Origin of the sequence: Neoroseomonas lacus, from assembly GCF_014644535.1 — a bacterium.
Lineage (GTDB): Bacteria > Pseudomonadota > Alphaproteobacteria > Acetobacterales > Acetobacteraceae > Neoroseomonas > Neoroseomonas lacus.
This window is the reverse complement of record NZ_BMKW01000015.1, coordinates 73,339-97,048: the sequence shown is the minus strand read 5'-3', so window position 1 is coordinate 97,048 and position 23,710 is coordinate 73,339. Positions and strand designations below refer to the sequence as shown.

Annotated in this window: 25 protein-coding genes; 14 read left to right on the top strand and 11 right to left on the bottom strand. The window is 69.8% G+C overall.

From position 1 onward, the window contains the following. Positions 1-4: 4 nt before the first annotated feature. Complete coding sequence (locus IEY36_RS25380; protein WP_188972188.1) at positions 5-601, top strand: helix-turn-helix domain-containing protein; 597 nt, start codon at positions 5-7, stop codon at positions 599-601. Between the two features lie 369 nt (positions 602-970). Then, positions 971-1,939 carry a Bug family tripartite tricarboxylate transporter substrate binding protein gene (locus tag IEY36_RS25375; RefSeq protein WP_188972186.1) on the top strand — a complete coding sequence of 323 codons (969 nt, stop codon included), beginning with the start codon at positions 971-973 and terminating at the stop codon, positions 1,937-1,939. A gap of 4 nt (positions 1,940-1,943) precedes the next feature. On the opposite strand, the gene IEY36_RS25370 is transcribed toward IEY36_RS25375, so the two are convergent. Continuing rightward, positions 1,944-2,396: a MarR family winged helix-turn-helix transcriptional regulator gene (locus IEY36_RS25370; protein WP_188972184.1), complete on the bottom strand. Its 453-nt coding sequence runs from the start codon at positions 2,394-2,396 to the stop codon at positions 1,944-1,946. Positions 2,397-2,466: 70 nt separating this feature from the next. Between IEY36_RS25370 and IEY36_RS25365 the strand changes: the two genes are divergently transcribed. After that, positions 2,467-2,865: a nuclear transport factor 2 family protein gene (locus tag IEY36_RS25365; protein ID WP_188972182.1), complete on the top strand. Its 399-nt coding sequence runs from the start codon at positions 2,467-2,469 to the stop codon at positions 2,863-2,865. A gap of 4 nt (positions 2,866-2,869) precedes the next feature. On the opposite strand, the gene ald is transcribed toward IEY36_RS25365, so the two are convergent. The 4 genes from ald to IEY36_RS25345 all read right to left on the bottom strand — a co-directional run bounded on the left by ald (position 2,870) and on the right by IEY36_RS25345 (position 8,169). Further along, on the bottom strand, positions 2,870-3,979 hold the full coding sequence (gene ald / locus IEY36_RS25360) for an alanine dehydrogenase (protein WP_188972180.1): 1,110 nt from the start codon (positions 3,977-3,979) through the stop codon (positions 2,870-2,872). 16 nt (positions 3,980-3,995) lie between these two features. After that, positions 3,996-4,340, bottom strand: a complete 345-nt coding sequence (locus IEY36_RS25355; protein WP_188972178.1) for a DMT family protein — start codon at positions 4,338-4,340, stop codon at positions 3,996-3,998. Between the two features lie 56 nt (positions 4,341-4,396). Beyond that, the gene (locus IEY36_RS25350) at positions 4,397-6,499 is read right to left on the bottom strand and encodes an FUSC family protein (RefSeq protein ID WP_188972175.1); all 2,103 of its coding nucleotides are present in this window, start codon (positions 6,497-6,499) and stop codon (positions 4,397-4,399) included. A gap of 386 nt (positions 6,500-6,885) precedes the next feature. Next, positions 6,886-8,169 carry an AmpG family muropeptide MFS transporter gene (locus IEY36_RS25345; protein ID WP_188972173.1) on the bottom strand — a complete coding sequence of 428 codons (1,284 nt, stop codon included), beginning with the start codon at positions 8,167-8,169 and terminating at the stop codon, positions 6,886-6,888. A gap of 106 nt (positions 8,170-8,275) precedes the next feature. Between IEY36_RS25345 and IEY36_RS25340 the strand changes: the two genes are divergently transcribed. Then, positions 8,276-8,815, top strand: a complete 540-nt coding sequence (locus IEY36_RS25340) for a Yip1 family protein (protein ID WP_188972171.1) — start codon at positions 8,276-8,278, stop codon at positions 8,813-8,815. Positions 8,816-9,261: 446 nt separating this feature from the next. Here the strand turns inward: IEY36_RS25340 and aqpZ are convergent, their stop codons facing one another. Together aqpZ and IEY36_RS25330 are read right to left on the bottom strand one after the other, a co-directional pair. After that, entirely contained in the window at positions 9,262-9,969 is a 708-nt protein-coding gene (gene aqpZ / locus IEY36_RS25335) for an aquaporin Z (RefSeq protein WP_188972169.1), read from the bottom strand. 77 nt (positions 9,970-10,046) lie between these two features. Then, positions 10,047-11,633, bottom strand: coding sequence for a bifunctional metallophosphatase/5'-nucleotidase (locus IEY36_RS25330; protein WP_188972167.1), 1,587 nt, complete (start codon positions 11,631-11,633; stop codon positions 10,047-10,049). Positions 11,634-11,859: 226 nt separating this feature from the next. Here IEY36_RS25330 and IEY36_RS25325 point away from each other — a divergent pair, with 226 nt between their 5' ends. The 8 genes from IEY36_RS25325 to typA all read left to right on the top strand — a co-directional run bounded on the left by IEY36_RS25325 (position 11,860) and on the right by typA (position 20,113). Further along, a complete protein-coding gene (locus IEY36_RS25325; protein WP_188972165.1) occupies positions 11,860-12,774 on the top strand; it encodes a sulfite exporter TauE/SafE family protein in 915 nt (304 codons plus the stop codon). Beyond that, positions 12,771-13,556 carry a TIGR02186 family protein gene (locus tag IEY36_RS25320; protein ID WP_188972163.1) on the top strand — a complete coding sequence of 262 codons (786 nt, stop codon included), beginning with the start codon at positions 12,771-12,773 and terminating at the stop codon, positions 13,554-13,556. The genes IEY36_RS25325 and IEY36_RS25320 overlap by 4 nt, the downstream gene beginning before the upstream one ends. 8 nt (positions 13,557-13,564) lie before the next feature. Continuing rightward, positions 13,565-14,071, top strand: coding sequence for a universal stress protein (locus IEY36_RS25315; RefSeq protein ID WP_188972161.1), 507 nt, complete (start codon positions 13,565-13,567; stop codon positions 14,069-14,071). Positions 14,072-14,356: 285 nt separating this feature from the next. Continuing rightward, positions 14,357-14,926, top strand: a complete 570-nt coding sequence (locus IEY36_RS25310) for a NifU family protein (RefSeq protein WP_188972159.1) — start codon at positions 14,357-14,359, stop codon at positions 14,924-14,926. Positions 14,927-15,322: 396 nt separating this feature from the next. Further along, complete coding sequence (locus tag IEY36_RS25305) at positions 15,323-15,919, top strand: malonic semialdehyde reductase (protein ID WP_188972157.1); 597 nt, start codon at positions 15,323-15,325, stop codon at positions 15,917-15,919. A gap of 125 nt (positions 15,920-16,044) precedes the next feature. After that, positions 16,045-16,923, top strand: coding sequence for a DUF6683 family protein (locus IEY36_RS25300; protein ID WP_188972155.1), 879 nt, complete (start codon positions 16,045-16,047; stop codon positions 16,921-16,923). A 340-nt stretch (positions 16,924-17,263) separates the two neighbouring features. Further along, on the top strand, positions 17,264-18,025 hold the full coding sequence (locus IEY36_RS25295) for a hypothetical protein (protein ID WP_188972153.1): 762 nt from the start codon (positions 17,264-17,266) through the stop codon (positions 18,023-18,025). Positions 18,026-18,274: 249 nt separating this feature from the next. Continuing rightward, on the top strand, positions 18,275-20,113 hold the full coding sequence (gene typA / locus IEY36_RS25290) for a translational GTPase TypA (protein WP_188972151.1): 1,839 nt from the start codon (positions 18,275-18,277) through the stop codon (positions 20,111-20,113). 99 nt (positions 20,114-20,212) lie between these two features. Here typA and IEY36_RS25285 read toward each other — a convergent pair whose 3' ends face one another. Further along, a complete protein-coding gene (locus tag IEY36_RS25285) occupies positions 20,213-21,040 on the bottom strand; it encodes a calcium-binding protein (RefSeq protein WP_188972149.1) in 828 nt (275 codons plus the stop codon). Positions 21,041-21,278: 238 nt separating this feature from the next. On the opposite strand from IEY36_RS25285, the gene parS reads away from it, so the two are divergent. Both parS and IEY36_RS25275 read left to right on the top strand, forming a co-directional pair. Then, complete coding sequence (gene parS / locus IEY36_RS25280; protein WP_188972147.1) at positions 21,279-21,668, top strand: type II RES/Xre toxin-antitoxin system antitoxin; 390 nt, start codon at positions 21,279-21,281, stop codon at positions 21,666-21,668. Further along, entirely contained in the window at positions 21,665-22,099 is a 435-nt protein-coding gene (locus tag IEY36_RS25275; RefSeq protein ID WP_308423201.1) for an RES family NAD+ phosphorylase, read from the top strand. The genes parS and IEY36_RS25275 overlap by 4 nt, the downstream gene beginning before the upstream one ends. A gap of 43 nt (positions 22,100-22,142) precedes the next feature. Here IEY36_RS25275 and IEY36_RS25270 read toward each other — a convergent pair whose 3' ends face one another. From IEY36_RS25270 to nth, 3 genes are all read right to left on the bottom strand, one after another. After that, entirely contained in the window at positions 22,143-22,451 is a 309-nt protein-coding gene (locus IEY36_RS25270; RefSeq protein WP_188972145.1) for a hypothetical protein, read from the bottom strand. A 50-nt stretch (positions 22,452-22,501) separates the two neighbouring features. Continuing rightward, positions 22,502-22,723, bottom strand: a complete 222-nt coding sequence (locus IEY36_RS25265) for a hypothetical protein (protein ID WP_188972144.1) — start codon at positions 22,721-22,723, stop codon at positions 22,502-22,504. A gap of 246 nt (positions 22,724-22,969) precedes the next feature. Then, positions 22,970-23,614, bottom strand: a complete 645-nt coding sequence (nth, locus tag IEY36_RS25260; protein ID WP_188972301.1) for an endonuclease III — start codon at positions 23,612-23,614, stop codon at positions 22,970-22,972. Positions 23,615-23,710: the final 96 nt, after the last annotated feature.

Here is a 23,710-nt window from a genome sequence, read left to right as displayed (position 1 = left end):
TGTCATGTCCACTATACTGGATGCTACGGCGCCCCCCGGCCTCGACGCGCTGATCGCCGCGCGCATCCGCCGCGAGCGCGAGGCGCGCGGCTGGTCGATCGCCGAACTCGCCACGGCCTCGGGCGTCTCCCGCGCCATGATCAGCAAGGTCGAGCGCGCCGAAGCCAGTCCCACCGCCGCGCTGCTCGGCCGGTTGTCGGGTGCTTTCCACCTGACCGTCTCGACGCTGCTGGCGCGGGCGGAAGCCGATGCCGGACCGTCGCGCATCGCCCGCGCCGCGGAGCAGCCGATGTGGACCGACCCCGGCACCGGCTATCACCGCCGCGCCATCTCGCCGTCCGGCGCCGAGCCGGAACTGATCGAGGTCGAGCTGCCGCCCGGTGCGCGGGTCGAGTACACCGCCTCCTCCTTCGCGTTCCTGCGCGGGCAGGTCGCCTGGGTGCTCGCCGGCCGCCTCGTCATCGAGGAAGGTGCCGAGGAAGCGGTGCTCGGCCCGGGCGACTGCCTCGCCTTCGACCTGGTGGCGCCGAAGGGCCACGCCTTTCGCAACCCATCCGGCACACGGCCGTGTCGCTACCTCGTGGCGTTGCATCGCCGCTGAGTGATGCGGGCACAACAGCGACCCCATTTTCTAATCCAGCGCTTTCGCGTTGGAGGGGCATCGCCCCTCCAGACCACCCCACCAAATGACAGTGTCATTTGGAAAGCCATCTGTTGGCGCCAGGCGGTCATGGTGGGCTGCTTCGTCGGCACGCACGCCGAGCGCAAAGGCGTGTTTCGATGCCCGTGATGGGCGGTGCCAGGTATCGGTTTTCAAAGGCCTCGGGCCTTTGGTGGGGTGGGTCCGGGAGGGACAAAGCCCCTCTCGATTCCGTCCAAACGCCAAGCCCGTCGATATCAGCGCTCGGCATCGTGGCGCCTGGCTGACGATGATGGCAGGCTTCCTCCCAATATCCGTGGGAGGAAACCAATGCCAATAACCATCGGCCGCCGCGCCTTGCCCGCACTCTGCCTCGCCGCCGCCGGCAAGGCGCGGGCGCAGGACGCCTGGTCACCGACGCGGCCCGTCACCATCGTCGTGCCTTTCCCGCCCGGCGGTTCAACCGATGTCACCGCGCGGCTGGTGGCCGAGCGGATGACGCCGCTGCTCGGCCAGAATGTCCTCGTCGACAACAAGCCAGGCGCGCAGACGGTGATCGGCGCGGAGATCGTCGCCCGTGCCGCGCCTGACGGCCACACCTTGCTGATGTCGTCCGGCACGACGCTGACGATCAACCCGCTGATTGGCCGCAACCTGCCTTACAAGCCGGAGGATTTCGCCCCGGTCGTGCATGTCGCGACGCTGCCCTTCTGCATCGCCGTGCGGCCCGGCATTCCCGACACCATTCCGGAATTCGTCGCCCATGTCCGCGCCAATCCGGGCAAGGTGACATGGGGACACAATGGCCGCGGGTCGTTCAACCACATCGCCGGCGCGCTGATCCAGGAACGGCTCGGGCTGGACTGGCAGGATGTCGGCTATCGCGGCGACGCGCCGCAACTGAACGACCTGCTGGCCGGCACGCTCGATTCGATTCTCGTGGGTGGCGCAACAGGCCTCGCCGCCGCGCGCTCCGGCCGCGCCAAGATCCTTGGCTGGACGGGCGAAACGCGGCTGCCGAACCTGCCCGACCAGCCGACCTTTGCGGAATTCTACCCCGGCCTGGTCGCCGTCACCTGGTTCGGGCTGCTGGCGCCGGCCCGGACGCCGCCGGCGGCCATCGCGCGGCTCAATGCCGCCGGCGCCGCGGCATCGGCCGATGCCACCGTGCGCGAACGCCTGCTGAATGAAGGCATCGTCGCGGCTGGGGGCACGCCGGCCGACTTCCAGGCCTTCCTGACGCGCGAGGCGCAGCGCTGGGGCCCGCTGCTGCGGCGGCTCGACATCCAGCTCAACTGACCGCTCACCCGGCCTCGTCAAGCTCCGCGACCCAGTGTTCGAGGGCGCGGCGCAACCGGCCGGCGCGGCGTTCGCCGATGCGCTCGGCCACCCGCGCCTCGGCCTCGCCGCTGAGGGCGAGGAGCGCGGCGAGCACCGCCTCCCCGCGCGCGGTCAGCCGCACGATGCGCGCCCGCCCGTCCGACGGGTCCGGGACGCTGCGCAGATGCCCCGCCGCCTGCAGCCCCTCAACCAGATAAGCCATGGATTGCTTGGTCATACCCGCCCGTTCGGCCAGCGTGGTCAGCCGCGACCCACCCGGGCCGATATGGCGGAAGACAGCGGAATGCGCAGGGCGGATTTCGGGAAAGCCGCGCGCGGCGAGGGCGCCATAGACCTCCCGCTGCATTGCCTCATAGGTCAGGCGCAGCAGGGCGCCGAGCGTACGGTTCTGTTCGGTGACGGGACGATCATCCATGCGCCAGCTTGACATGTCGTCAGTCTATCTGTCTATATATCGTCAGATAAACTGACGAAAGGTCGTTCCCATGGACCCAATCGCCCGCAACCTCGCCGTGGTCGAGGCCCATATCCGTGACGAAGCCCGCGACCCGGCGGCGGTGATGGACCTCTATACCGACGACATCGTGCTCGAGATGCCGACCCGCGACCTGACGCTGGCAGGCCGCGCCGCGATCGAGGCGAATTACCGCGCGATGTTCGGTTCCATGGCCGAGGTCGAGATCGTCCCCGGCACACGCTTCGCGACGGCGGACCATGTAGTGGATGACTGCACCGCGCGCTTCCGCCTGACCGGCGAGGGCGTGGTGAACGCGCCCCTGCCGGTCGGCAGCCTGGTAGAACTGCGCCTGATGCACCTATTCGCGATGCGTGACGGGCGCATCGCGCGCGAGACGGTCTATGAAGGCTGGCGCCGGATCGGCTGACGCGTCAACCCAGGCCGAGCGGCACCAGCGGCAGGCCCAGCGCCTGCGCCACCGCCGCGTGCGTCACCGCGCCGCCCCGCACATTCACCCCGGCCGCGAGATGCGGGTTCTCCGCCGCCGCGCGGCGCCAGCCCTTGTCGGCGATCTGCAGGGTGAAGGGCAGCGTCGCATTGTTCAGCGCGACCGCGCTGGTGCGCGCCACGGCGCCGGGCATGTTCGTCACGCAGTAATGCACCACGCCATCGACCACATAGGTCGGCTCGGCATGGGTGGTGGGCCGTGATGTCTCGAAGCAACCGCCCTGGTCGATCGCGACATCGACCATCACGCTGCCCGGTCGCATGCGCGAGACGGTCTCGCGGCTGACCAGCCTCGGCGCCGCCGCACCGGGCACCAGCACGGCACCGATCACCAGGTCGGCCTCCAGCACCGTCTGCTCGACCGCATCGCGCGTGGCGAACAGTGTATCGACCATGCCGTTGAACTCGACGTCGAGCGCATTCAGCACGCGCGGATTGCGGTCGAGCACCGTGACATGGGCGCGCATGCCATTGGCGATACGCGCCGCATTCGACCCCACCACGCCGCCGCCGATGATCGCGACGCGCCCGGACGCCACCCCCGGCACGCCGGAAAGCAGGATGCCCGCCCCGCCGGCTTCCTTCTCCAGGCAGCGCGCACCGACCTGCACGGCCATTCGGCCGGCGACCTCGCTCATCGGCGCCAGCAGCGGCAGGCCGCCCTGCGCATCCGTCACCGTCTCATAGGCGATGGCGGTGCAGCCGGAAGCCATCAGCCCCTGGGTCTGCGCGAGGTCGGGGGCGAGATGCAGATAGGTGAACAGCACCTGATCCGGCCGCAGCCGCGCCCATTCGGCGGGCTGTGGCTCCTTCACCTTCACGATCAACTCGGCCGCGGCAAAGACTGCCGCCGCATCGGTGGCGATGCGCGCCCCGGCGGCGCGATAGGCGTCATCGGAGAAGCCGATCGCCGCACCGGCCTGCGTCTCGACCACCACCTCATGCCCGTGCAGCACCAGCTCGCGCACCGATCCGGGCACCAAGCCCACGCGGTATTCGTGGATCTTAACTTCCTTGGGGACGCCGATGCGCATTGTTTCCTCCGGTTTGTCAGTCGACCGGCAGGAAGATGAACACGACGGCGGCGACAAGGCACGCGCCCGCGGCGATAAAATTCCACCGCAGCGTCTCCCCCAGGAAGGCAACGCTGAACACCGCAAAGACCGCGAGCGTGATCACCTCCTGCATCACCTTGAGCTGTTGCCCGGTGAAGGTGCCGTAGCCGATGCGGTTGGCCGGCACCGCCAGGCAGTACTCGAAGAAGGCGATGCCCCAGGAGATCACCACCGCCAGCCACATCGGCCAGGATGGATGCTTGAGGTGCCCATACCAGGCGTAGGTCATGACCACATTCGACGCGACGAGCAGCAGGGGGGTCAGCAGCCAGGGCGACATCGGCACTCCTTCGGGAATCGATCGTACAGTCTGGCGCCGCGCCAGCCGTCACACCATCACAGCCTGGCGCCCACCTCGCGCAACCGCGCCAGCCCCTGGGCGGCCAAGTCCAATTGCCGGCCGATCTCCGCCAGCGCCGGCTCGGCCTCGACCCCGGGCCGCGGCGGCAGCTCGCCCGCCCCGCCATTCAGCGCCAGCGCCGCCGCGTCGAACCAGTCGCGCCACGCCTGAGCGGCCACGCGGTCGGTCAGCGTCACCCCCAGCCGCAATGACGCGATGCGCCCGCCGGCGCGCCGCATCCAGTCATCGACACCAAGCGCCGCACCAAGCCCGACGGTGCGGCTGCGAGCGTGTTCGAGCAGGGCGCGCTGCAACACCTCCTCGGCCTCGGCGCTTGTCTGGCCGACCGTGCGGCGGGCCTCGAGCATCACCGCCTCGCTCGTCTCACCCAGCATCTGCGCCACGGCGAGCCGGGCATAGCGCAGATAGGCCATCAGCGCGATGCGCAGCGTGGCGTCCAGCCGTGCTGCCGCCCAATCCGGCCACAACGCCACCGCGCAGACCAGCGCGAAGCCGCCGCCGACCAGGGTGTAGAGCGCGCGCTGCAAGGCGATGTGCAACGCCTCGGCCTGGCCCGGCATGTCGATCTGCAACAGCACCACCACCACGGCGGAGACGCCGGCGACGAAGATGCCGAAGCTCACCCGCCGCATCGCCGCGGTCGGCACCGCCAGGACAAGGACGGCGAACGCCATCGACATCGCGCTGGGCAGCAGCAGCGCGACCACCGCGCCCACTGTGGCGCCGACCATGGTCCCGCCGATCCGCTCGGCCGCGCGTGCCAGGGTGGTGGCGACATCCGGCTGCAACGTCATCAGCAGCGCGATGGTCAGCCAATAGTCATGCGCGACCGGCCAGCCGAGCGTCAGGGTGAAGGCCGCGGCCGCAGCGGCCGCCAACCGCGATGCGTGGCGCAGGATTGGGGCACCGCGATGCATCTGCGCGCGGATCGCCCGCCAGCCGCCGGCGGTCGTGCCTGCGGTGCGGTCGCGCCAGTCCGTGTCGGCGCCCGGCGCCGCCGCGGCGTCCAGCCCGTCGAGCAGCCGCGCGACGATCGGGCGCAGCGCCGCGCAATCGGGTGCGGCCGCGGTTAGGGCCATCAGCTCGCCGCGCGGCACGGGGCCGACCGCGCGGTTCGCCGCCGTGCCCGCCGCCATCCCGGCCAGCAGCGGCGCCAGCGCATCGAGCAACCGCATCGCCGCCACGCGCGTCGGCGGCGCGTCATCCTGTTCCAGCAAATCGCCCAGGGCGACCAAGGCGTCGAACACCTGCTCGGCCGCGCCGAGGCGTTGCCAGGTGGGGTCGAGCCGCCACGCCGCGTCGCGCAGCGCGGCGGCATAGGCCAGCACACGGCTGCGCGCATCCTCGAGCGCCAGGCGCACATCGCGGCGATGCTCGCGCGCATGGCGGATCCAGTCATCGGGGCCGCAGCCGGGCGTCCGCAACAGCTCGCGCAGATCGTCAGTGAGCCGCCCCATGGCGCGCCAGCAGCCGGCCACCGCACCGCGCGCCGTCTGGAACGGATGGATGCGCCACAGCAGCGCGGTGAGCAACGCCGCCCAGGAGGCGCCGGCGAGGAACTGGGCCCCGGCGATCGCCGCCTCGCGCAGTTCCGTCACCGGCTGGCGCAGCGCCAGCACCAGCACGAGCGACAGCATGATGCCGAGCTGCATGCCGCCCGCCCCCAGCGCCCGCAGCATGGCGAAGGCGAAGATGCCGGCGGCGCCGAGCAGTACCGTCACGGGTATCGGCAGCGCCGCCACCAGCAACCCCACCAGGGCGGTGATGACCGCCCCGGCCGCCGCGAACACCCCCTGCGCGACCAGCCTGCCGCGCAGCGGCCCGCCCGGGTCGACCAGGCAGGCAAGCCACGCCGCCAGCGCCGCCCAGACCAGCCCCGGCAGATGCACCCATTCGGCGAGGATGAGGACGGAGGCGATCGCCAGGCCGCTGCGCAGCCCCTCGGCCGGGTTCAGCAGCCGCAGGTCGAAGATGAAGGTGCGCGGCAGGCCATCGCCGGGCGCGGCACGGGGGCGCGAAGGTTCCGTCATGCCCGTCACCGCCGCCAGATAGAGCAGTTCCCGGTCCGATGGAATCATACCGGTGGCTCTTGAGCTTGACGGGTGGGGCCGAGAGGGGCGTCGCCCCTCTCGAGCTCTCCCCACCAAAGGCCTAAGGGCCTTTGGAAACCTCGACTTGGCACCTTGCGCCGCGGTCAGCAGCGGTGACGAAACCCGCCCTTGCGCACGAAGCGCGCTCCGCGGCCACGGCCACGGCACGCGTTCCACGCTCGGCGCCAACAGATGGCATTCCAAAGTGCACTGCACTTTGGCGGGGTGGCTTGGAGGGGCGGCGCCCCTCCAACCTTCCTTCTCCAGTCATCAAGAAGGACCGCTGGTATCAGCCGAAGGCGTGACGATGGTCGTCAAGCCATGCCGGGAGAGTGTTCAGCGAGCCGCCGCGGACGGAATCCACGCTCGGCGGTTCAGCGCGCCTCGGCGATGGCCGAGTCGGCCGCCGGTTCCCGCGGCGGCAGGCGGCGCAGCAGGAACAGCATGATGCCCATGGCCGGCAATGCCGCGGCCGTCGTCATCAGGAAGAAGGCCGGCCAGCCCATCATCTCGGCGAGCCAGCCCGAACTGGCCCCGAGCGTGCGCAGCGGTACCGCCGCCAGGGACGAGAGCAGCGCATATTGCGTCGCCGTGAAGGACCGGCTGGTCAGTGCGCTGAGATAGGTGATGAAGGCGGCGTCGGCGAGCCCGTCGGTGAAGTTCTCCACCCCTACCTGGGCGAACAGCATGCGCAGGTCATGCCCGGCGAAGGCGAGCGCCACATACATCAGGTTCGACAGCATCTGCGTCGTGCCGGTCAGGATCAGCGCCCGGCCGGTGCCGATCTTCGCCACCAGCCAGCCGCCGGTCAGCGCGCCCAGCAGCGTCGCGAACAGCCCGAACACCGAGGAGACCGAGGCGACCTCGAGCCGGCTGAAGCCGAGCTCGCGATAGAACGGCACCGTCATGATGCCGGCCAGCGCCTCGCCCAGCTTGAACAGCGCGACGAAGGCAAGGATGGCGAACCAGTAGCGCCGCTTGAGGAAATCGGCGAAGGGCTCGACGACCGCGATGCGCAGCCGGGCGGCCCAGCCATGCACCGCCGCGGAGGTTTGGCGGGCGCGTTCAGGCGCGGCCATCACCGCGGCAAGGCCGACGCCGATCATCGCCGCGCACATCACGAAGGCGAAGGACCAGCCGCCGAGCTCCGCCATGCCGAAGGCCCCGGCGCCCGAAGCGAGCAGCGCCGCGCGATAGCCCCAGACATAGCAGGCGAGGCCGTAGCCCTGTTCGCGCTCGGGCAGGGATTCGATGCGATAGGCGTCGATCGCGATGTCCTGGCTGGCCGAGAGGAAGGCGACCACCACCGCTACTGCGACCGTCAGCGTCGGGTCCACCGCCGGGTTGGTCAGGCCGAGGGCGATGATGGCCAGCGCCAGTGTCGGCTGGATGACCGCCAGCCACCCACGCCGCTGGCCAAGGCCGCGAAAGGCCGGCGGCGCGACATGGTCGAGCAGCGGCGCCCACAGGAATTTGAGCGAATAGGCAAGGCCGATCAGCGCCGTCAAGCCGATCGCGGTCAGCGAGATGTTCGATTCCGACATCCATTGCCGCAGCGTGAAGGCGGTCAAGGGGAGCGGCACCCCGGCCGAGAAGCCGAGGGCGAGCAGGACCAGGAAGCGCCGGTCACGCCAGTTGGGGAGGGCCGAATCGGGCATCGCCGCAGGCTGGCAGAACCCAGGTCACACGGCCAGCGCGGCAGGCTTGCCGCGAGGCGTCCGCGCCGCGCAGTATTGCGCAGGCAATGTTTCGGCAGGGGGCCCGATGAACGAACTTATCGCGCGCGTGAAGGGCATGGTCCTGGCACCGGCGCAGGAATGGCGCGCCATCCAGCGCGAACCTATCGAGCTGGTGCCGGTGTTCACCCGCTACGTCATGATCCTGGCGGCCATCCCCGCTATCGCGAGCATGCTGCTGCTGATGGCCTTCGGCCTGTTCTTCACGGCGATCAGCACGGCGATCGTCAGCTACATCCTGTCGCTGGTGGCCGTGGTCGTGACCGCCAAGATCGTCGAGATCCTGGCGCCGAAATTCGGCGGCCCAACCGATGCGGATGCGGCGCTGAAGCTGGCGGCCTTCGCGCCAACCGTCGCCTGGGTGGCCGGGGGCGCGATCATCGTGCCGATCCTGGGCAGCCTGGTGGCGCTGATCGGGGCGTTCTACTCGCTCTATATCCTGTATCTCGGCGTTCCGATCGTCATGCGTGTGCCGCAGGAAAAGGCGCTGACCTTCACCCTCGCGGTGATTGGCGTGGCGATCGTGGTGCAGATCGCGGTGCGGCTGTTGACAGGGATCTTTCTCTAGCGGCCTGCCTGTCCGCTCCGTTCGCGGGAATTCCAGCGAACGGGGCGGCTAGGACACTGGTGGCCATTGGCCCTCGGGGCGGAACCGAGAGGGGCTTTGGTCGTCTCGAATTCTGCGTACCAATGGCCAGGAGCGCCTCGCCCGCGGCACCGCCGCCGGCGACATTCTCGACCATGACGCCGATCGCGACACCGCCCGGCCGCGCGGGCGCCAGCATATCCAGCGCGCCCATCGGCCCGCCGGCCACCGCGGCGCGGACCACCGCCGCATCGGCATCGCCGGCCACGGCACGGTCGGGGTTGGCGATGCGGGCCGTGGCATTCACCACGCCACGCGGGCGGAGGTCGTCCATCTCCGCCTCGGGCGTCACATTGTTCACCGGCACGACCACGCCCATCAGCGGACGATGGGCGAGGCTGGCGCGGGGCCGGTCGGCCCCCTACGGCTCACCGCCCCTCGATCTGTGCGGTGTCGTCCGGCCAGAGGGTGCGGGAAAGGATGCCGGCGACCACGGCACCGACGATCGGCGCCACCCAGAACAGCCAGAGCTGCTGCAGCGCCCAGCCACCGACGAACAGAGCCGGACCGGTGCTGCGCGCCGGATTCACCGAGGTCTGGGTGACCGGGATGCTGATCAGGTGGATCAGCGTCAGCGCCAGCCCGATGGCGATCGGCGCGAAGCCCGCCGGCGCCTTGCCATGGGTCGAACCGAGGATGATCAGCAGGAAGAAGAAGGTCATCACCACTTCGCAGACGAGGCCTGACTGCAGCGAGAACTTGCCGAGGGAGTGGTCGCCATACCCGTTTGCCGCGAAGCCCCCGAGCTCGAAGCCTGGCTTGCCGCTGGCGATGACATAGAGGATGCCCGCCGCGGCAATGGCGCCGAGGACCTGCACGATGATGTAGGGCACCGCCTCTCCGGCCGGGAAGCGCCCGCCCGCCACAAGGCCGATCGTGACGGCCGGGTTGAGGTGGCATCCCGACACATGGCCGATGGCATACGCCATGGTCAGCACCGTCAGGCCGAATGCGAAGGAAATGCCAAGCAGACCGATACCGTAATCCGGAAAGGCCCCCGCCAGCACCGCCGACCCGCACCCGCCAAGTACCAGCCACAGCGTGCCGAGGAACTCGGCTGTCAGTTTACGTGACATGCGATCCACTCCCTCTTGTTTTCGGTTCGCAAGTGATACGGTAACCGACACGGACGGGCGGGCAAGCCATGGCTTCGTTATCGTGCGGTTATCCGCCCATCGGGACGGGCAGCAGCACCGCCGCCGGCCGCAATGACCTCGGCCACAGCCTCCTCGATCAGCACGCCGCCGTCATAGGGGTCGAGCGCGCGGTCGCGGAACATGACGTAGCCATCGCCGCCACGGCGCATGAAGTCGTTGGTGGCGACGCGATAGACCCGGCCGGGATCGAGCGGCATGAAGGCGCCACCCTGCGCGACGTCGACCGAACGCACCCGGCTGCCCGCCGGCGCCGCCGGGTCCCAGACGAAGCGGATGCCGGCGACCTGCGGGAAGCGCCCCGCCGTGCCGGCCCCCTGCGACAGGCCGTGCTCCAGTGCCGCCACCAGGTCCGCCCCGCGCAGCCCCATGGTGGCGACGGTGTTGCCGAAGGGCAGCGTGGTCAGCACGTCGCCATAGGTCACCTGCCCGCCCGGCAGCCCGGCGCGCAGGCCGCCGCCATTGGTGATGGCAATCTCGGCCCCGGTCGCCCGGGCGAGCATCGCCTCGGCGACCAGATTGCCCAGCGCGCATTCACCCCGCCGGCAGTCAGCATTGCCCATTGCCGCCGGCAGCATGCCAACCGGGCGACGGCGCGTCTCGGCCAGCGGCCGGGCCAGTTCCGTGACCATGGCAGCGACTCGGGCATCCTCGGGGAAGGCGGCGCCGATCGGCGCGCAGGCGCCGCCGAAGGCGGCAATCCGCCCATCCGCCGCGACATCGAGGTCGAGCATGCCGAGGAACCGCCCATAGGCGCCGGTCTGCACAATGCGCACCTGGCGGTCCGGCCCGTCCACCAGCACGGGGACGGGCCCGTCCGCATCGGGTTCATTGGCCAGCAGCGTGTGCGTATGTCCCCCGACGATGATGTCGAGCCCGGCCACCTCGGCCGCCATGCGCCGGTCCACGCCGTAGCCGAGATGCGACAACAGCACGATGGTCGCCGGGCCGGTCGCGCGGATCTCGGCGATGGCACGCGTCGCCGCCTCGGCCGGGTCGGTGAAGCGCAGCCTATGGCCCGGCGAGGAGAGCAGCGGCGTCTCGGGCGTCGTCACGCCGATGAAGGCGATGCGCGCACCGCCGCGCCGCGTCTCCCACCAGGGCTGCGTCCAGCCGTCGAGCAGCGGTTCGGCGCGCGTGTCGATATTGGCCGCGAGGATCGGGAAATTCGCGTCCTTGATGAAGGTCGCGAGGTTCTCCGGCCCGTTGTCGAATTCGTGGTTGCCGAGCGTCATCGCCTCGCAGCCCCAGGCCTTCATCACCGCGAGTTCGGCGGCGCCGCGATACTGCGTGTAGAACAGGCTGCCCATGAATTCGTCGCCGGCATCGACTGCGACGACGCCGCGCCCCGCCGTCGCCGCCTGGGCCTTGGCCATGCCGATCGCCCCGGCGAGCCGCGCCGAGCCGCCGAGGCATGGTTCATCGGCCCGGCACGCCGCGCCGGTGGCGCGGACCACCGGCTCATGCCGGCTGTGGAAGTCGTTCACATGCACGAGGCGCAGCCGATGGGCGGGCTGCGCCAGGCTGAGGCGCAGGGCCGGCGCCGACAATACGGCACCCAGCAGGAGACGGCGGGAAAGCATCATGGGCGGTGCCTCGTCGGAACCCGTGTGAGATGTCCGGCACCGGGCCTGTCCCCAGCCGTTCGGCGCCGGCCCGCAGCATGCGCAGAAGCCGGGGATGACAAAAAGCGTCTCGGTGCCGCACTGCCGCAATCCTGCCGCGGGAAGTGACGATTGTGCCTTGTCCCTTCGACCGGCCGGGTTCAAACCCGCCCGGTTCGATCCCTGTTGCAATCGAGGCCCTGACGCGATGCAGGTCTACCTGCCGATCGCCGAGATGAGTGTGGATGGCTTGCTGCTGCTGGGCATCGGCTTCGGCGTGGGCTGGCTTTCGGGTCTGTTTGGCGTCGGCGGCGGTTTCCTGCTGACGCCGATACTCATCCTCATCGGCATTCCATCCCCCGTCGCGGTTGCCTCGGGGGCGAACCAGACCATCGGCGCCTCGGTCTCCGGGCTGATGGCGCAGTGGCGGCGCGGCAATGTCGATGCGCGGATGGGCACGGTGCTGCTCGCCGGCGGCATCATCGGCTCGGGGCTCGGCGTGCAGCTTTTCGCCCTGTTGCGAAGGGCCGGGCAGGTCGACCTCGCCGTGGCCATCTTCTATGTCGTCATCCTGGGCACGGTGGGCGCGCTGATGGTGCGCGAGAGCGTGCGGGCGATCCTGCGCCGTCGCCGCACCGGCGTCGCCGCCGCCCGCGCGCATGAACACACCTGGCTGCATGGCCTGCCGTTCAAGATGCGCTTCCGCAAGTCGCGCCTGTACATCTCGGTGGTGCCGCCGCTGCTGGTGGGCATGGGCATCGGCGTACTCTCCGCCGTGATGGGCGTCGGCGGCGGCTTCATGCTGGTGCCGGCGATGATCTACCTGCTGGGCATGCCGACCTCGGTGGTGATCGGCACCTCGCTGTTCCAGGTGGTGTTCGTCTCGGCCAACGTCACGCTGCTGCAGGCGCTGCAGGTCGGCAGCGTGGACATCGTGCTGACCATGCTGCTCCTGGCCGGCGGCGTGGTGGGCGCGCAGTTCGGCGCCTCGATGGGGGCGAAGCTGCGTGGCGAGGAAACCCGCGCGCTGCTTGGCCTGCTGGTGCTCTCGGTGGCGCTGGGGCTGCTGTACGACCTGGTGCGCACGCCCGACAGTCTGTTCACCATCGGGCCCGTGCCATGATCCGCGCTGCGGCGCGCGGGCTGGCGCTGTTGCTCGTCCTCGCCGGTCCGGTCCTGGCGCAGGCGCCGGCCCCGGCAGCGACCCCGGCCGCGACCAATACGCCGCAGCTCACCGCGGATCTGGCGACCGACCGGGTCGAGATCACCACCGGCTTCACCGGTTCCTCCGTCATGGTGTTCGGCGCCACCGAACATCTGATCGGGCCGGAAACCGGGGAGGATGTCGTCGTCGTCGCCTGGGGCCCGCCGCAGGCCACGGTGGTGCGGCGCAAGATCAACGTGCTGGGTTTCTGGATCAACGGCCCCTCGGCGGTGTTCCCTGAAATACCCGGCTTCTACGCCATCGCCGCGACGCGGCCGGTCTGGGAGATCCTGCCCGAGGATGTGCGCCGCACCGCACGGCTCGGCCTCGAGGCGCTGTCGCTGCGCGCGGAAGGCAGCCAGTCGCCGGCGTTCCGCGCTGCCTTGCTCGACCTGAAGCAGCAGGACGGCCGCTGGCAGGAATATGCCGCCCCCGTGGCCGTGGCCGGCGGGCGGCTGTTCAGCGCCCGCGTCTCCTTCCCCGACACGGTGCAGACCGGCCCCTATCGCATCGAGGTGATGCTGGTGCGTGAGCGGCGCATTATCGCCCGGCAGGAGCTGTTTCTTCATGTCGACCGGGTCGGTTCCGCCGCCTCGATCGCCACTGTCGCGCGCAGCACGCCGCTGCTCTACGGTGTGGCCTGCATCCTGCTCGCCGCCCTGGCCGGGTGGCTCGGCAGCGTCATGTTCCGCCGAAACTGAGGTTCGCGATGCCCGGAAGCGAGGAAGCCGCCGCCGCCACCACCGCCGCCAAGCGGGACCGCATCTTCCTGGTGGTGGTGGATGACAGCCCGGAGCGGGCGATCGCCCTGCGCTATGCCTGCCTACGCGCCCGCAAGGGTGGCGGCCGGGTCGCGCTGCTGCGGGTGGTCGAACCTGTGGGCCTGGTCGAATGGGCCGGCGTCGGCGTGATGATGCAGGAGGAACGGCGGGAGGAGGCGGAGCGCATGCTCTCGGGCCTCGCCGCCGAGGTGAACGAGATCACCGGCGGCTTCCCCATCCTGATCATCCGCGAAGGCGAGGCGCGGGACGAACTGCTGAAGCTGCTCGAAGAAGACCCGCGCATCTCCATCCTGGTGTTGGCCATGGCGCGGGATGGCGGCGGGCCGGGGCCGCTGATTACGGCGCTGACCGGGCGCTACGCCAGCCGGCTGACGGTGCCGATGACGCTGGTGCCCGGCACGCTGGACGAGAAGGAACTCGAGCGGATCACGTAGTTTAGTCGTCCCTCAGACGGCGGGCGCCGGCCATCCGGCCGGCTTGCCTTCGCGCCATGCACTGCCGCTCGGGCGGCGGCGGATAGTCTAGGAGCGGTTGCGCTTTGCGCTCCTGGGCCGGGGCATGCGCCTCGGTCTGTTTTTTGTTCGTCAGGTGGCAGGCGGCTATTGGCCGCCCGATCTTCTACACCGGGCCATCATCCGTCGCGCCAAGGCCCCGGTTGCACACATCGCCATTCCGGACCACATAGGTCGGGTATCGACGCCCAATTCCGGAACCTCGCCATGTTCATCGAGACCGAAGCGACCCCCAACCCCGCCACGCTGAAGTTCCTGCCCGGGCGCGATGTCCTCGGCAGCCGCGGCACGGCGGACTTCACCGCGCCCGCCGACGCCGCCGGCCGTTCCCCCCTCGCCGAGCGCGTTTTCCTGGTGGGTGATGTCGCCCGCGTCTTCCTCGGCGCCGACTTCGTCACCGTGACCAAGACCGACGAAGCCGACTGGACCATGCTCCGCCCGCGCATCCTCGGCGCGGTGATGGAACACTTCCTCTCCGGCATGCCCGTGATGGAGGAAGGCGAGGCCGATGGCGAGCATGGGGAGGATTTCGACCCCGTGGACCAGGAAATCGTCGCCCAGATCAAGGAACTGCTCGACACCCGCGTCCGCCCGGCGGTCGCTGGCGATGGCGGCGACATCGTCTTCCGCGGCTTCCGCGAGGGTGTGGTGCGGCTGCGCATGCAGGGCGCCTGCTCGGGCTGCCCCTCCTCGCGCGCCACCCTCAAGCACGGTGTCGAGAACATGCTGCGCCACTACGTCCCGGAAGTGGTCGCGGTGGAGCAGGTCGAGGCCTGATCCATGGCTTGGCCGCGGCAGGCGGCCAGGCCATGAGGCCTTATCTGCCCTCAGACGGCGGGCGCCGGCCATCCGGCCGGCTTGCGCTCGCGCCCTGCATGGGCCCGCTGAGGCCAACGGGCGGTCTGGGCACGGTCGCGCTGTGCGCTCGCGGCCCAATGCCCGCATTGGTCCGAAGCAGTCAGATGCCGGGCCTGGCCCATCCGGGCCACGTGGTTTTCGCGCCCTGTACTGGCGCGTTGATGCCAACGGGCGGCCCGGCGCAGGGCATCGGACCGGCCTGTCTCAGTCCCTCATTCGCATCGCTGATCACCGCCATTGGCCGCGCGCCATGGCAGGGTTGCGACCTTCGGTCGTATGCGGTGCCATAGACATCTCCCGACCCAGGACATCCCCATGGCTCATGAAACCATCGACGCCGCCGCCCTCGACCAGCTCTTTCGCGAGGCGCGCACGCAGAACAAGTGGCAGGACACCCCGGTGCCCGACGCCAAGCTGCACGAGCTCTACGAGCTGCTGAAGCTGGCCCCCACCAGCGCCAATGCCTCGCCCGGCCGCTTCGTCTTCGTGCGCACGCCGGAAGGCAAGGCGAAGCTCAAGGAAGCGCTCTCGGCCGGCAATATGGAAAAGACCATGAACGCGCCGGTCACCGTGATCGTCGCCTATGACCTCGACTTCTACGACAAGCTCCCGGTGCTCTTCCCGCACGCCCCGGACGCCAAGAACTGGTTCACTTCGAGCCCGTCCTTCGCCGAGCAGACCGCCTTCCGCAACGGCTCGCTGCAGGGCGCCTATCTGATCCTGGCGGCCCGCGCGGTCGGCCTCGATGCCGGCCCGATGAGCGGCTTTAACAACGCCAAGGTGGATGAGCTGTTCTTCGCCGGCACGCGCTGGAAGTCGAACTTCCTGGTCAATCTCGGCTATGGCGATCCGGAAGGCCTGTTCCCGCGCAACCCGCGCCTCGACTTCGACGAGGCCGCTCGTTTCGAGTAAATCGCGCCGGGCCGGCCGCCCTGGCCGGCCCGAAATGCTTCAGGTCTCGTTCGGCGCCACGCTTGAACTTGGCGCCGCCAAGGCCGATCCTTGACCGGACCGATTTCACGGCAGGGACGACCCGCATGTCTCGACGTCTTCTGACCACCGCCGCCGCGCTGATCGCGCTGGTCGCGGCTCCTGGCCTGGCCTCCGCCCAAAAGGGCGCCGCCGACAGCCGACCCGCCGTCATGCCCTTCGGCGCGGTCGGTGCGGAGGGCGCGGCCGCGATCGGCGCCGGGTTGCGACTTTTCCCCACCCCGGGGGCGACCGCCATCGCCCCACCGGCCCCCACCGCGGCCGCCGTCCCGGCACCCTCGATCGCGGCGCCCAGACCGCCGGCCGTCGTGAAACCCGCAGGCGCGACCGGTCCGACCCTGCCCGGCGGGAAGCCAGCGGCCCTGCCGCCGACCGGTGGCGCCGCCGCCGCCCCGGCGGCCAGCCCGACCGCCTTCACCATCGACCCGGCCATCACCGCCCGCGTGCGCGAACAGGCGCTGGCCGCCGCCCTGCCCACCAGCCCCAACCCGGACGCGCTCCGCACCGCCATCGCCTCGGGCGGGCCCTGGCAGGAATTCGACCGGCTGCTCCGCCAGCACAACTACGACCCGCACGACCTCGCCGACGTGGTCGCCGCCTTCTACCTGATCGCCTGGGAGGTCGCGACCGGCGGCGACGCCCTGGCGCAGCCGGCCGGCATCGCCGCGGTGCGCGGCCAAGCGCGCGCCATGCTCGCCGCCAACCCGGCCATGACCCGCATGACCGCCGCCGAACGCCAGGCCACGGCGGAGACACTCGCCTTCCACGCCATGGCGATCGCCGCCCGCCACCAGGACCTGCGCAACGCCGGCGCCGGCCCGCAGATCATCGCCTACCGGGCCGAAGTCGCCAACGCGGTCGCGCAGTGGCAAGGGATCGACCTGCGGCGCTTCGCCCTGACCCAGACCGGGTTCCAGGAACGGTAGAACGCCTCCGCGTACCGTCCGGAGGGGAGAGGCCCGTCCAAACTTTGCCAAGATCGGGAGCGGTTCGACCGAGGGTCGAATCGCTCCCGTCCGTTTGAGCAGGCACCTGCATCCGCCCGCGTGATGGCGCCCAACGGCGCGTGAGCGCCCCATGGACAACGCTTTCTCGTCCTCCGCGCGCAACCTTTCCGATGTCATGGCGTTGAACCTGCGACCGACCAACCGGAGCAGGAAGCATCCCGGATCGGCGCACCGGCGCACTTTGGGCCAAAAACCATGCCCATGACCCGCCTTGCGCAAGTCAAAACAAGTAATTCCCGCTCATTCCAGGGGTCATCGAATGACCCTATTCGCCTTGTTTTCTTCGATTATCCAACCAAAAGAGGAGCACATCATGCGTTTCACCGGGATTCGCCTTGCTATCCTCAGCCTGGGTTTGGCTTCAACGCCGGTTCTGGCGCAGGTGCAGACCACGCCGCTGCCCGGCTCCCCCGTCTACACGTCGCCCACGGTGCCGCCGACAGGCTCAGCAGCGCAGGTGACGCCGGCGCCGGGCGTCGGCGTTGCGCCCGGCACCCCGTACAGCCCCACCGTCTCGACGGCGCCGGCCTTCGTGCCGCCCACGGCGCCCACCGGCTCCGCTTCCGTCATCCACAACGCCCCCGGCGTGGGTGAGGCGCTCCAGATCAATCCGGCACCCACGCCGGTGGCGCCCGCCTATGCCGGGCCGGTGGTGGCCTCGCCGCCGATCCGGGGCGCCGCTCCGAATCCGGCCCTGCCCCTGCAGGGCGAGGTTCTGAATGGCGGTGACCGTACCTCGGTGGTGGCGGATGCGGTGGCGCCTTCGGGTTCTCCGTCCGCGCTGCTCGGCCAGGCCGAACAGGCCGCGCGCCAGGGTAAACTGGCGCTCGCCAGCGAGTTGGTGGAACGGGCGGAAAGCCTGCTGCTGACCCGCTCCACCATCGCGGGGACGGAAACGGTTCCGGTCCGTGACGGTGCCGTGGCCCGGATGGCCCAGGCCCGGGTCGCCCTGGGCCGGAGCGACGTCAACACCGCCACGGCGTTGATGGCCGAGGCGGCCAGCATGGCCCGCGGCATGTGACGGCGCGCCGCGACGGGCGCCTCCCCCCGGGCACTCTCGCGGCCCCGCCATGGCGGCCTGCGGCGCTCCCCCTGCCGCAGGCCGCCATGCGCCTCCGTCAACGGAGGCCCTCGGCTTTTTTCCTCGCTTTCCTGCGGCAGCCCCCCTATCTGTGCACTGCACAATCCGCCTGACGGAAGCCCGCGCCACCCACCTCAGACCGGGGTTGGGGCGCGTTTTGCCGTGTGGCGACCGACACAGGAGGCCGCGATGAGCGCTGCCCATATCCGCAACGTGGCCATCATCGCCCACGTCGACCACGGCAAGACCACGCTCGTGGACCAGCTTCTCAAGCAGGCTGGCGCCTTCCGCGCCAACCAGCACGTGGCCGAGCGCGCGCTCGACCGCAATGACCTCGAGCGCGAGCGCGGGATCACCATCCTCGCCAAGTCGACCGCGGTCGAATGGAAGGGCGTCAAGATCAATATCGTGGACACGCCTGGCCACGCCGATTTCGGCGGTGAGGTCGAGCGCATCCTGTCCATGGTGGATGGCGCCATCGTGCTGTGCGACGCGGCTGAAGGCCCGCTGCCGCAGACCAAGTTCGTGCTGACCAAGGCGCTGGCACGCGGCATCAAGCCGATCGTCGTCATCAACAAGGTCGACCGCCAGGACGCCCGTGCGCATGAAGTGCATGACGAGGTGTTCGACCTGTTCGCCGCGCTCGGCGCGACCGACGAACAGCTCGACTTCCACACCCTCTTCGCCTCGGGCCGTCAGGGCTGGGCCGATGATTCGATGGAAGGTCCGCGCAAGGACCTCTCGGCGATGTTCGACCTGATCCTGTCGCATGTCCCCGCGCCGGTCGTCGATTTCGACGCCCCCTTCGCGATGAACGCGGCGATCCTCGAAGCCGACAACTTCCTCGGCCGCATCCTGACCGGCCGCGTGGCGCAGGGCGTCGCCAGGCTGAACATGCCGGTGCGCGTGCTGCGCCAGGACGGCACGGTGGTTGAATCCGGCCGCCTGACCAAGCTGATGACCTTCTCGGGCCTCGATCGCGTGCCGGTCGAGGAGGTGCGCGCGGGCGACATCATCGCCATCGCCGGCCTGTCCGAGGCGACCATCCCGGACACCATCGCTTCCCCGGAAGTGACCGAGCCGCTGCATGCGATCCCGGTCGACCCGCCGACGCTGGCGATGACCTTCCGCATCAATGACGGCCCGCTCGGCGGCCGCGAGGGCAAGAAGGTGACGTCGCGCCAGATCCGCGACCGCCTGATGAAGGAAACCGAGGGCAACGTCGCCATCAAGGTGAAGGTGTCCGAGGAAGTCGATGCCTTCGAGGTGGCCGGCCGCGGTGAACTCCAGCTCGGCGTGCTGATCGAGCAGATGCGCCGCGAGGGCTTCGAGCTCACCATCGGTCGTCCGCGCGTGCTGACGCGCGACAACCCCGAGACGGGCGAGAAGGAAGAGCCCTTCGAGGAATGCCTGATCGACGTGGACGAGACCTATTCGGGCGTCGTCGTCGAAAAGATGTCGATCCGCAAGGGCATGATGCAGGATATGCGGCCCTCGGGTGGCGGCAAGGTGCGCCTGACCTTCCACATCCCCTCGCGCGGGCTGATCGGCTACCACGGCGAATTCCTGACCGACACGCGCGGCACCGGGATCATGAACCGGCTGTTCCTCGGCTATCAGCCCTGGGCCGGCGTGATCGAGGGTCGCCGCAACGGCTCGCTGATCTCCAATTCCGATGGCGAGGCGATCCAGTACGCGCTGTTCTACCTGCAGGAACGCGGCACGCTGTTCGTGAACCCGGGCGACAAGGTCTATGTCGGCCTGATCCTCGGCGAGAATTCGCGCGACAACGACCTCGACGTGAATCCGATCAAGGAAAAGAAGCTCACCAACATCCGTGCCGCCGGCAAGGATGAGGCGCTGCTGCTGATCCCGCCCCGGCGCATGAGCCTCGAACAGGCGATCGCCTACATCGAGGATGATGAACTCGTGGAGGTCACGCCGTCGGCCGTTCGCCTGCGCAAGCGGTATCTCGACCCGCATGAGCGCAAGAAGCACGCGCGCCGGTCGGAATCCGAAGCGGCGTGATGCACTGGGCGGGGGGCTTGCCTCCCGCCCTTTTCTGTTGCCCCGGATGCGCGGGGCCAGGCGCTTCGGTGACCCTGGCCGGCAGCATCCGCCCCGTGATCAGGCTATGAAGACTGAATCCGGGTCGGTCACGCCCTGCAGCACGACCGCGCCCTGCAGGAACAGCGCATCGCCGCCGCCGCTGGCGTCGTAGACCAGCAGCAGGTCATCACCGGTGCCGTCCACCTCGAAGCGGCCATTCATGAATTGGTCGCCGCGGATGAAGGCATATTCGCCATCCGCCAGGTCGAGGCGTGTTGCGCCCAGGCCGGGGCCGTTGATCTCGACGGGCCCGCTCGCTTCATGGTGAGCGCCGATCCGCAGACGTTCACCGGCCGTGTAGTCGGTGATCTCGTCCATGACGCCGACGATGATGTCGCCCTGGCTCACCACCCCGATGCCGGGGCCGGGTCCCGGCCCGGGCAGCACATACGGTTCGCCATGCAGGTCATTGACCACCCGCAGGTCGCTGCGGTTGTTCAGCGTGAAGAGGTCGAAGCCATGGCCACCGGTCAGGACATTGCCCTCGCCGACCTGCCCGAGGCGCCCGAAACTGACGCTGGTCAGGGCATCGACGCCATTGCCGCCATCCATCCGGTTGCCCTCGCCGACGGCCACCAGGATGTCCACGCCATTGCCGCCAAACAGCCGGTTGCCGTCCCCGATCACCCGGAGGACGTCCTTGCCGTTGCCGCCATCGAGGATGTTGTGGTCACCAAAGGCCACCAGCACATCCTTGCCATTGCCCCCCAACAGGGCGTTGGCGTTGCCAAAGACGCGAATCTCGTCATCGCCGTTGCCGCCATATATCTGGCTGCCACCATGGAAGCCCGGTTCGTCACGGGAATCGAATACGTCGTCGCGGTTGGTCAGCACGAAGCGCGCCATGGTTCCACTCCTCCCTGTATTTCGTGGCCGAGCACGGGGGCGCCCGGCCCTGGGCACTGTCGGATACGCTCTCATCCGCCCGGACGAAGCAGCCTGCGCGGCGGGCGGTGGCAAGCGGATGCTATGCCCGTGAGCGGCATGCATCCACAGTCTTTAATATCGATAGCGGCATGATCCGGCGGATGGACGACACTTTCTCTCGCCTGGCGATACGCCCCTGTGCTACGTGCATATTGCCATGTCCGCCTTCATCCTCGACACCCTCGCCCCCGACCTGATCGCCGCCGTACGTGCCGGGCTGCCGGTCACGGCTGTCGATGACGCGCTGGCCTCCGGCCGCGTCACCGCCGCCGAGCTCGACCGCCTAGCCATCCCGCGCAAGACGCTCGCGCATCGCCGCGCCAAGGGGCGGCTGACGCCCGACCAGTCCGACCGCCTGCTGCGTGTCCTGCGTATCGTCACCGAGGCCGAGACCGCCTTCGCCGACCGTGTCCGCGCCGGGATCTGGCTGCGCCGTCCGACCACGACGCTGGGTGGTGAGGCCCCGCTCGACCTGCTCGATACCGAGATCGGCGCCCGCCAAGTGGAGACTCTGCTCGGCCGCATCGCCCACGGGATCGCCGCCTGATCACCGCTTGGCGGCTGTGCCGGGGTCCCTTCGCGGATCTGTCGGGAGAGGGCGCGCGCCGCTTCGGCGGCCGCTGGAACAGCCCCGGCCGGGGCATGGTCTATGCCGCCGACCATCCGGCGCTGGCAGTGCTGGAAGTGCGAGTCCATCTGGACTTGCCGCCCGAGCTGCTGCCGGCCGATTACGTGCTGATGCGCCTGGCCTTGCCGGAGGACGCGCACACATTGCCCACCCTGCCCGAGGACCCACGCGCCGCCGGCGACGCCTGGTTGGCCGGAGCGCCATGCCCGGTGCTGCGGGTGCCTTCGGTGTTGGTTCCTGCCGCGGCGAACCTGTTGCTCAATCCGGCGCATCCCGGCGCGGCCGCAGCGCGGATCGAGGCGATCGACCCGTTTGCCTTCGACCCCCGGCTGTGGCTTGGCGCCCGGTAAGGCGCCGGCATTCGGGCCGGCGCCACCGTTCTGACACGGAGCTTCAGAACGTCACCCGGTCCGGCGGCGCCACCGAGCCGGGTGGGCGGGCGCCGCTGCGGATCATGCATTGTTCATAGAGCTGCGGCAGCAGCACCAGAAGCCGCTGGCGCTGTTCCTCGTCATTCGCCGCATTGCCCCCGGCTTCCTGGCCGAGGCGCCGGTATTCGGGGCTGTTGGCCGCCTCGCGCCGGCAGGCGGCCGCGGCGGGGCCGGGATCCTGCGGCACATTGGCCCAGACTCCGCCACCGCAGCCGGTCGTGGCCAAGGCCAGCAGGCCGAGCAAAGGCCAAGCGATATGACGATTCGTCATGGGGGTCTCCTCGATTCCCGGCGCCGTCATGGGGCCACGCTCGCATCTTGTCACGACCGCGCTGAGAACATTCCGTTCGAGATGTGCGGCACCGGCCTGCCGAGCGGCACCAAGGCCGGCGCAGGATCGCCCACCCGCAGGATGGCATCAACGCCAGCGGCGAGGCGCGGCCCGCGCAAGTCGTTGAGATCGACATGTGGCGCGCCAGCGAACAGCAGCGAGGCGGGCAGCGCCACTGTCCGGCAGCCGGCAGTGGGGCTGCTAGTCAACATCGCGATGGTCAACCCAGGCGAAGAGCGCGGACAGCCGCAGCAGCATGGCGACAAGGTCTGGCAGCGGCAGCGTGCATCATCAATCACCGGCCGGGAGGACGGTGGTCGGCCCTTGCCGATGCGCGCGCACCCCTCCGGCGCCGTGTGCCTGCGCGGCCAGTCCGGGGCTCAGCCACCCATCGCAAGCCGACGACCGACTGCGGCCGGGTGGCAGCATGGACCAGGGGCGGACCGGCCGAACCAACACTACAGCGGCGGCGCCAGCACCTTGTCGCGGTAGTTGCAGAAGGCGCGGGCCACGCAGCGCCAGCATTCCGGCGCCCGCGCCTTGCAAATGTAGCGCCCATGCAGGATCAGCCAGTGATGCGCGTCGCGCAACAGGTCGGGCGGGCAACGCTTGACCAGCCGTTCCTCGACCTCGCGCGGCGTCTTGCCGGGGGCGAGGCCGCAGCGATTGCCCAGGCGGAAGATGTGCGTGTCCACCGCCATGGTGTTCTGCCCGAAGGCGATGTTGAGCACGACATTGGCCGTCTTGCGCCCGACGCCGGGCAGCGCCTCCAGCGCCTCCCGGTCACCCGGCACCTGGCCGCCATGTTTGTCCACCAGGTCGCGCGCCAGGGCGGCGACGTTCTTCGCCTTGCCCTGCCACAACCCGATGGTGCGGATATACGGCCCGATCCCCTCCGCCCCCAGCGCGGCCATCGCCGCCGGCGTGGGTGCCGCGGCGAACAGCGCCGGCGTGCAGCGGTTGACCGCCGCATCGGTGGTTTGCGCCGAGAGCACCACCGCGACCAGCAGGGTGAAAGTGTCGTGGTACAGCAGCTCACTCTGCGGCGCCGGGTTGGTGGTGGCGAGCGCCCGGATGAACGCCTCCGCCTGGGCGGCCGGCATCAGTCGCGCCGCGCGGCGTGGCGCGGCGACGGTGCCGTGGTCGGGGCGTTTCGGGCGGGCGGGTTTCGCGGGCATGGCTGGTACTGGCCCGATCCT

Excerpts from the sequence above, each read along its gene's own strand:
- IEY36_RS25380 (WP_188972188.1), top strand. The coding sequence starts at position 5 with ATGTCCACTATACTGGATGCTACGGCGCCCCCCGGCCTCGACGCGCTG.
- IEY36_RS25375 (WP_188972186.1), top strand. The coding sequence starts at position 971 with ATGCCAATAACCATCGGCCGCCGCGCCTTGCCCGCACTCTGCCTCGCC.
- IEY36_RS25370 (WP_188972184.1), bottom strand. The coding sequence starts at position 2,396 with ATGGATGATCGTCCCGTCACCGAACAGAACCGTACGCTCGGCGCCCTG.
- IEY36_RS25365 (WP_188972182.1), top strand. The coding sequence starts at position 2,467 with ATGGACCCAATCGCCCGCAACCTCGCCGTGGTCGAGGCCCATATCCGT.
- ald (WP_188972180.1), bottom strand. The coding sequence starts at position 3,979 with ATGCGCATCGGCGTCCCCAAGGAAGTTAAGATCCACGAATACCGCGTG.
- IEY36_RS25355 (WP_188972178.1), bottom strand. The coding sequence starts at position 4,340 with ATGTCGCCCTGGCTGCTGACCCCCCTGCTGCTCGTCGCGTCGAATGTG.
- IEY36_RS25350 (WP_188972175.1), bottom strand. The coding sequence starts at position 6,499 with ATGATTCCATCGGACCGGGAACTGCTCTATCTGGCGGCGGTGACGGGC.
- IEY36_RS25345 (WP_188972173.1), bottom strand. The coding sequence starts at position 8,169 with ATGCCCGATTCGGCCCTCCCCAACTGGCGTGACCGGCGCTTCCTGGTC.
- IEY36_RS25340 (WP_188972171.1), top strand. The coding sequence starts at position 8,276 with ATGAACGAACTTATCGCGCGCGTGAAGGGCATGGTCCTGGCACCGGCG.
- aqpZ (WP_188972169.1), bottom strand. The coding sequence starts at position 9,969 with ATGTCACGTAAACTGACAGCCGAGTTCCTCGGCACGCTGTGGCTGGTA.
- IEY36_RS25330 (WP_188972167.1), bottom strand. The coding sequence starts at position 11,633 with ATGATGCTTTCCCGCCGTCTCCTGCTGGGTGCCGTATTGTCGGCGCCG.
- IEY36_RS25325 (WP_188972165.1), top strand. The coding sequence starts at position 11,860 with ATGCAGGTCTACCTGCCGATCGCCGAGATGAGTGTGGATGGCTTGCTG.
- IEY36_RS25320 (WP_188972163.1), top strand. The coding sequence starts at position 12,771 with ATGATCCGCGCTGCGGCGCGCGGGCTGGCGCTGTTGCTCGTCCTCGCC.
- IEY36_RS25315 (WP_188972161.1), top strand. The coding sequence starts at position 13,565 with ATGCCCGGAAGCGAGGAAGCCGCCGCCGCCACCACCGCCGCCAAGCGG.
- IEY36_RS25310 (WP_188972159.1), top strand. The coding sequence starts at position 14,357 with ATGTTCATCGAGACCGAAGCGACCCCCAACCCCGCCACGCTGAAGTTC.
- IEY36_RS25305 (WP_188972157.1), top strand. The coding sequence starts at position 15,323 with ATGGCTCATGAAACCATCGACGCCGCCGCCCTCGACCAGCTCTTTCGC.
- IEY36_RS25300 (WP_188972155.1), top strand. The coding sequence starts at position 16,045 with ATGTCTCGACGTCTTCTGACCACCGCCGCCGCGCTGATCGCGCTGGTC.
- IEY36_RS25295 (WP_188972153.1), top strand. The coding sequence starts at position 17,264 with ATGACCCTATTCGCCTTGTTTTCTTCGATTATCCAACCAAAAGAGGAG.
- typA (WP_188972151.1), top strand. The coding sequence starts at position 18,275 with ATGAGCGCTGCCCATATCCGCAACGTGGCCATCATCGCCCACGTCGAC.
- IEY36_RS25285 (WP_188972149.1), bottom strand. The coding sequence starts at position 21,040 with ATGGCGCGCTTCGTGCTGACCAACCGCGACGACGTATTCGATTCCCGT.
- parS (WP_188972147.1), top strand. The coding sequence starts at position 21,279 with ATGTCCGCCTTCATCCTCGACACCCTCGCCCCCGACCTGATCGCCGCC.
- IEY36_RS25270 (WP_188972145.1), bottom strand. The coding sequence starts at position 22,451 with ATGACGAATCGTCATATCGCTTGGCCTTTGCTCGGCCTGCTGGCCTTG.
- IEY36_RS25265 (WP_188972144.1), bottom strand. The coding sequence starts at position 22,723 with ATGTTGACTAGCAGCCCCACTGCCGGCTGCCGGACAGTGGCGCTGCCC.
- nth (WP_188972301.1), bottom strand. The coding sequence starts at position 23,614 with ATGCCGGCCGCCCAGGCGGAGGCGTTCATCCGGGCGCTCGCCACCACC.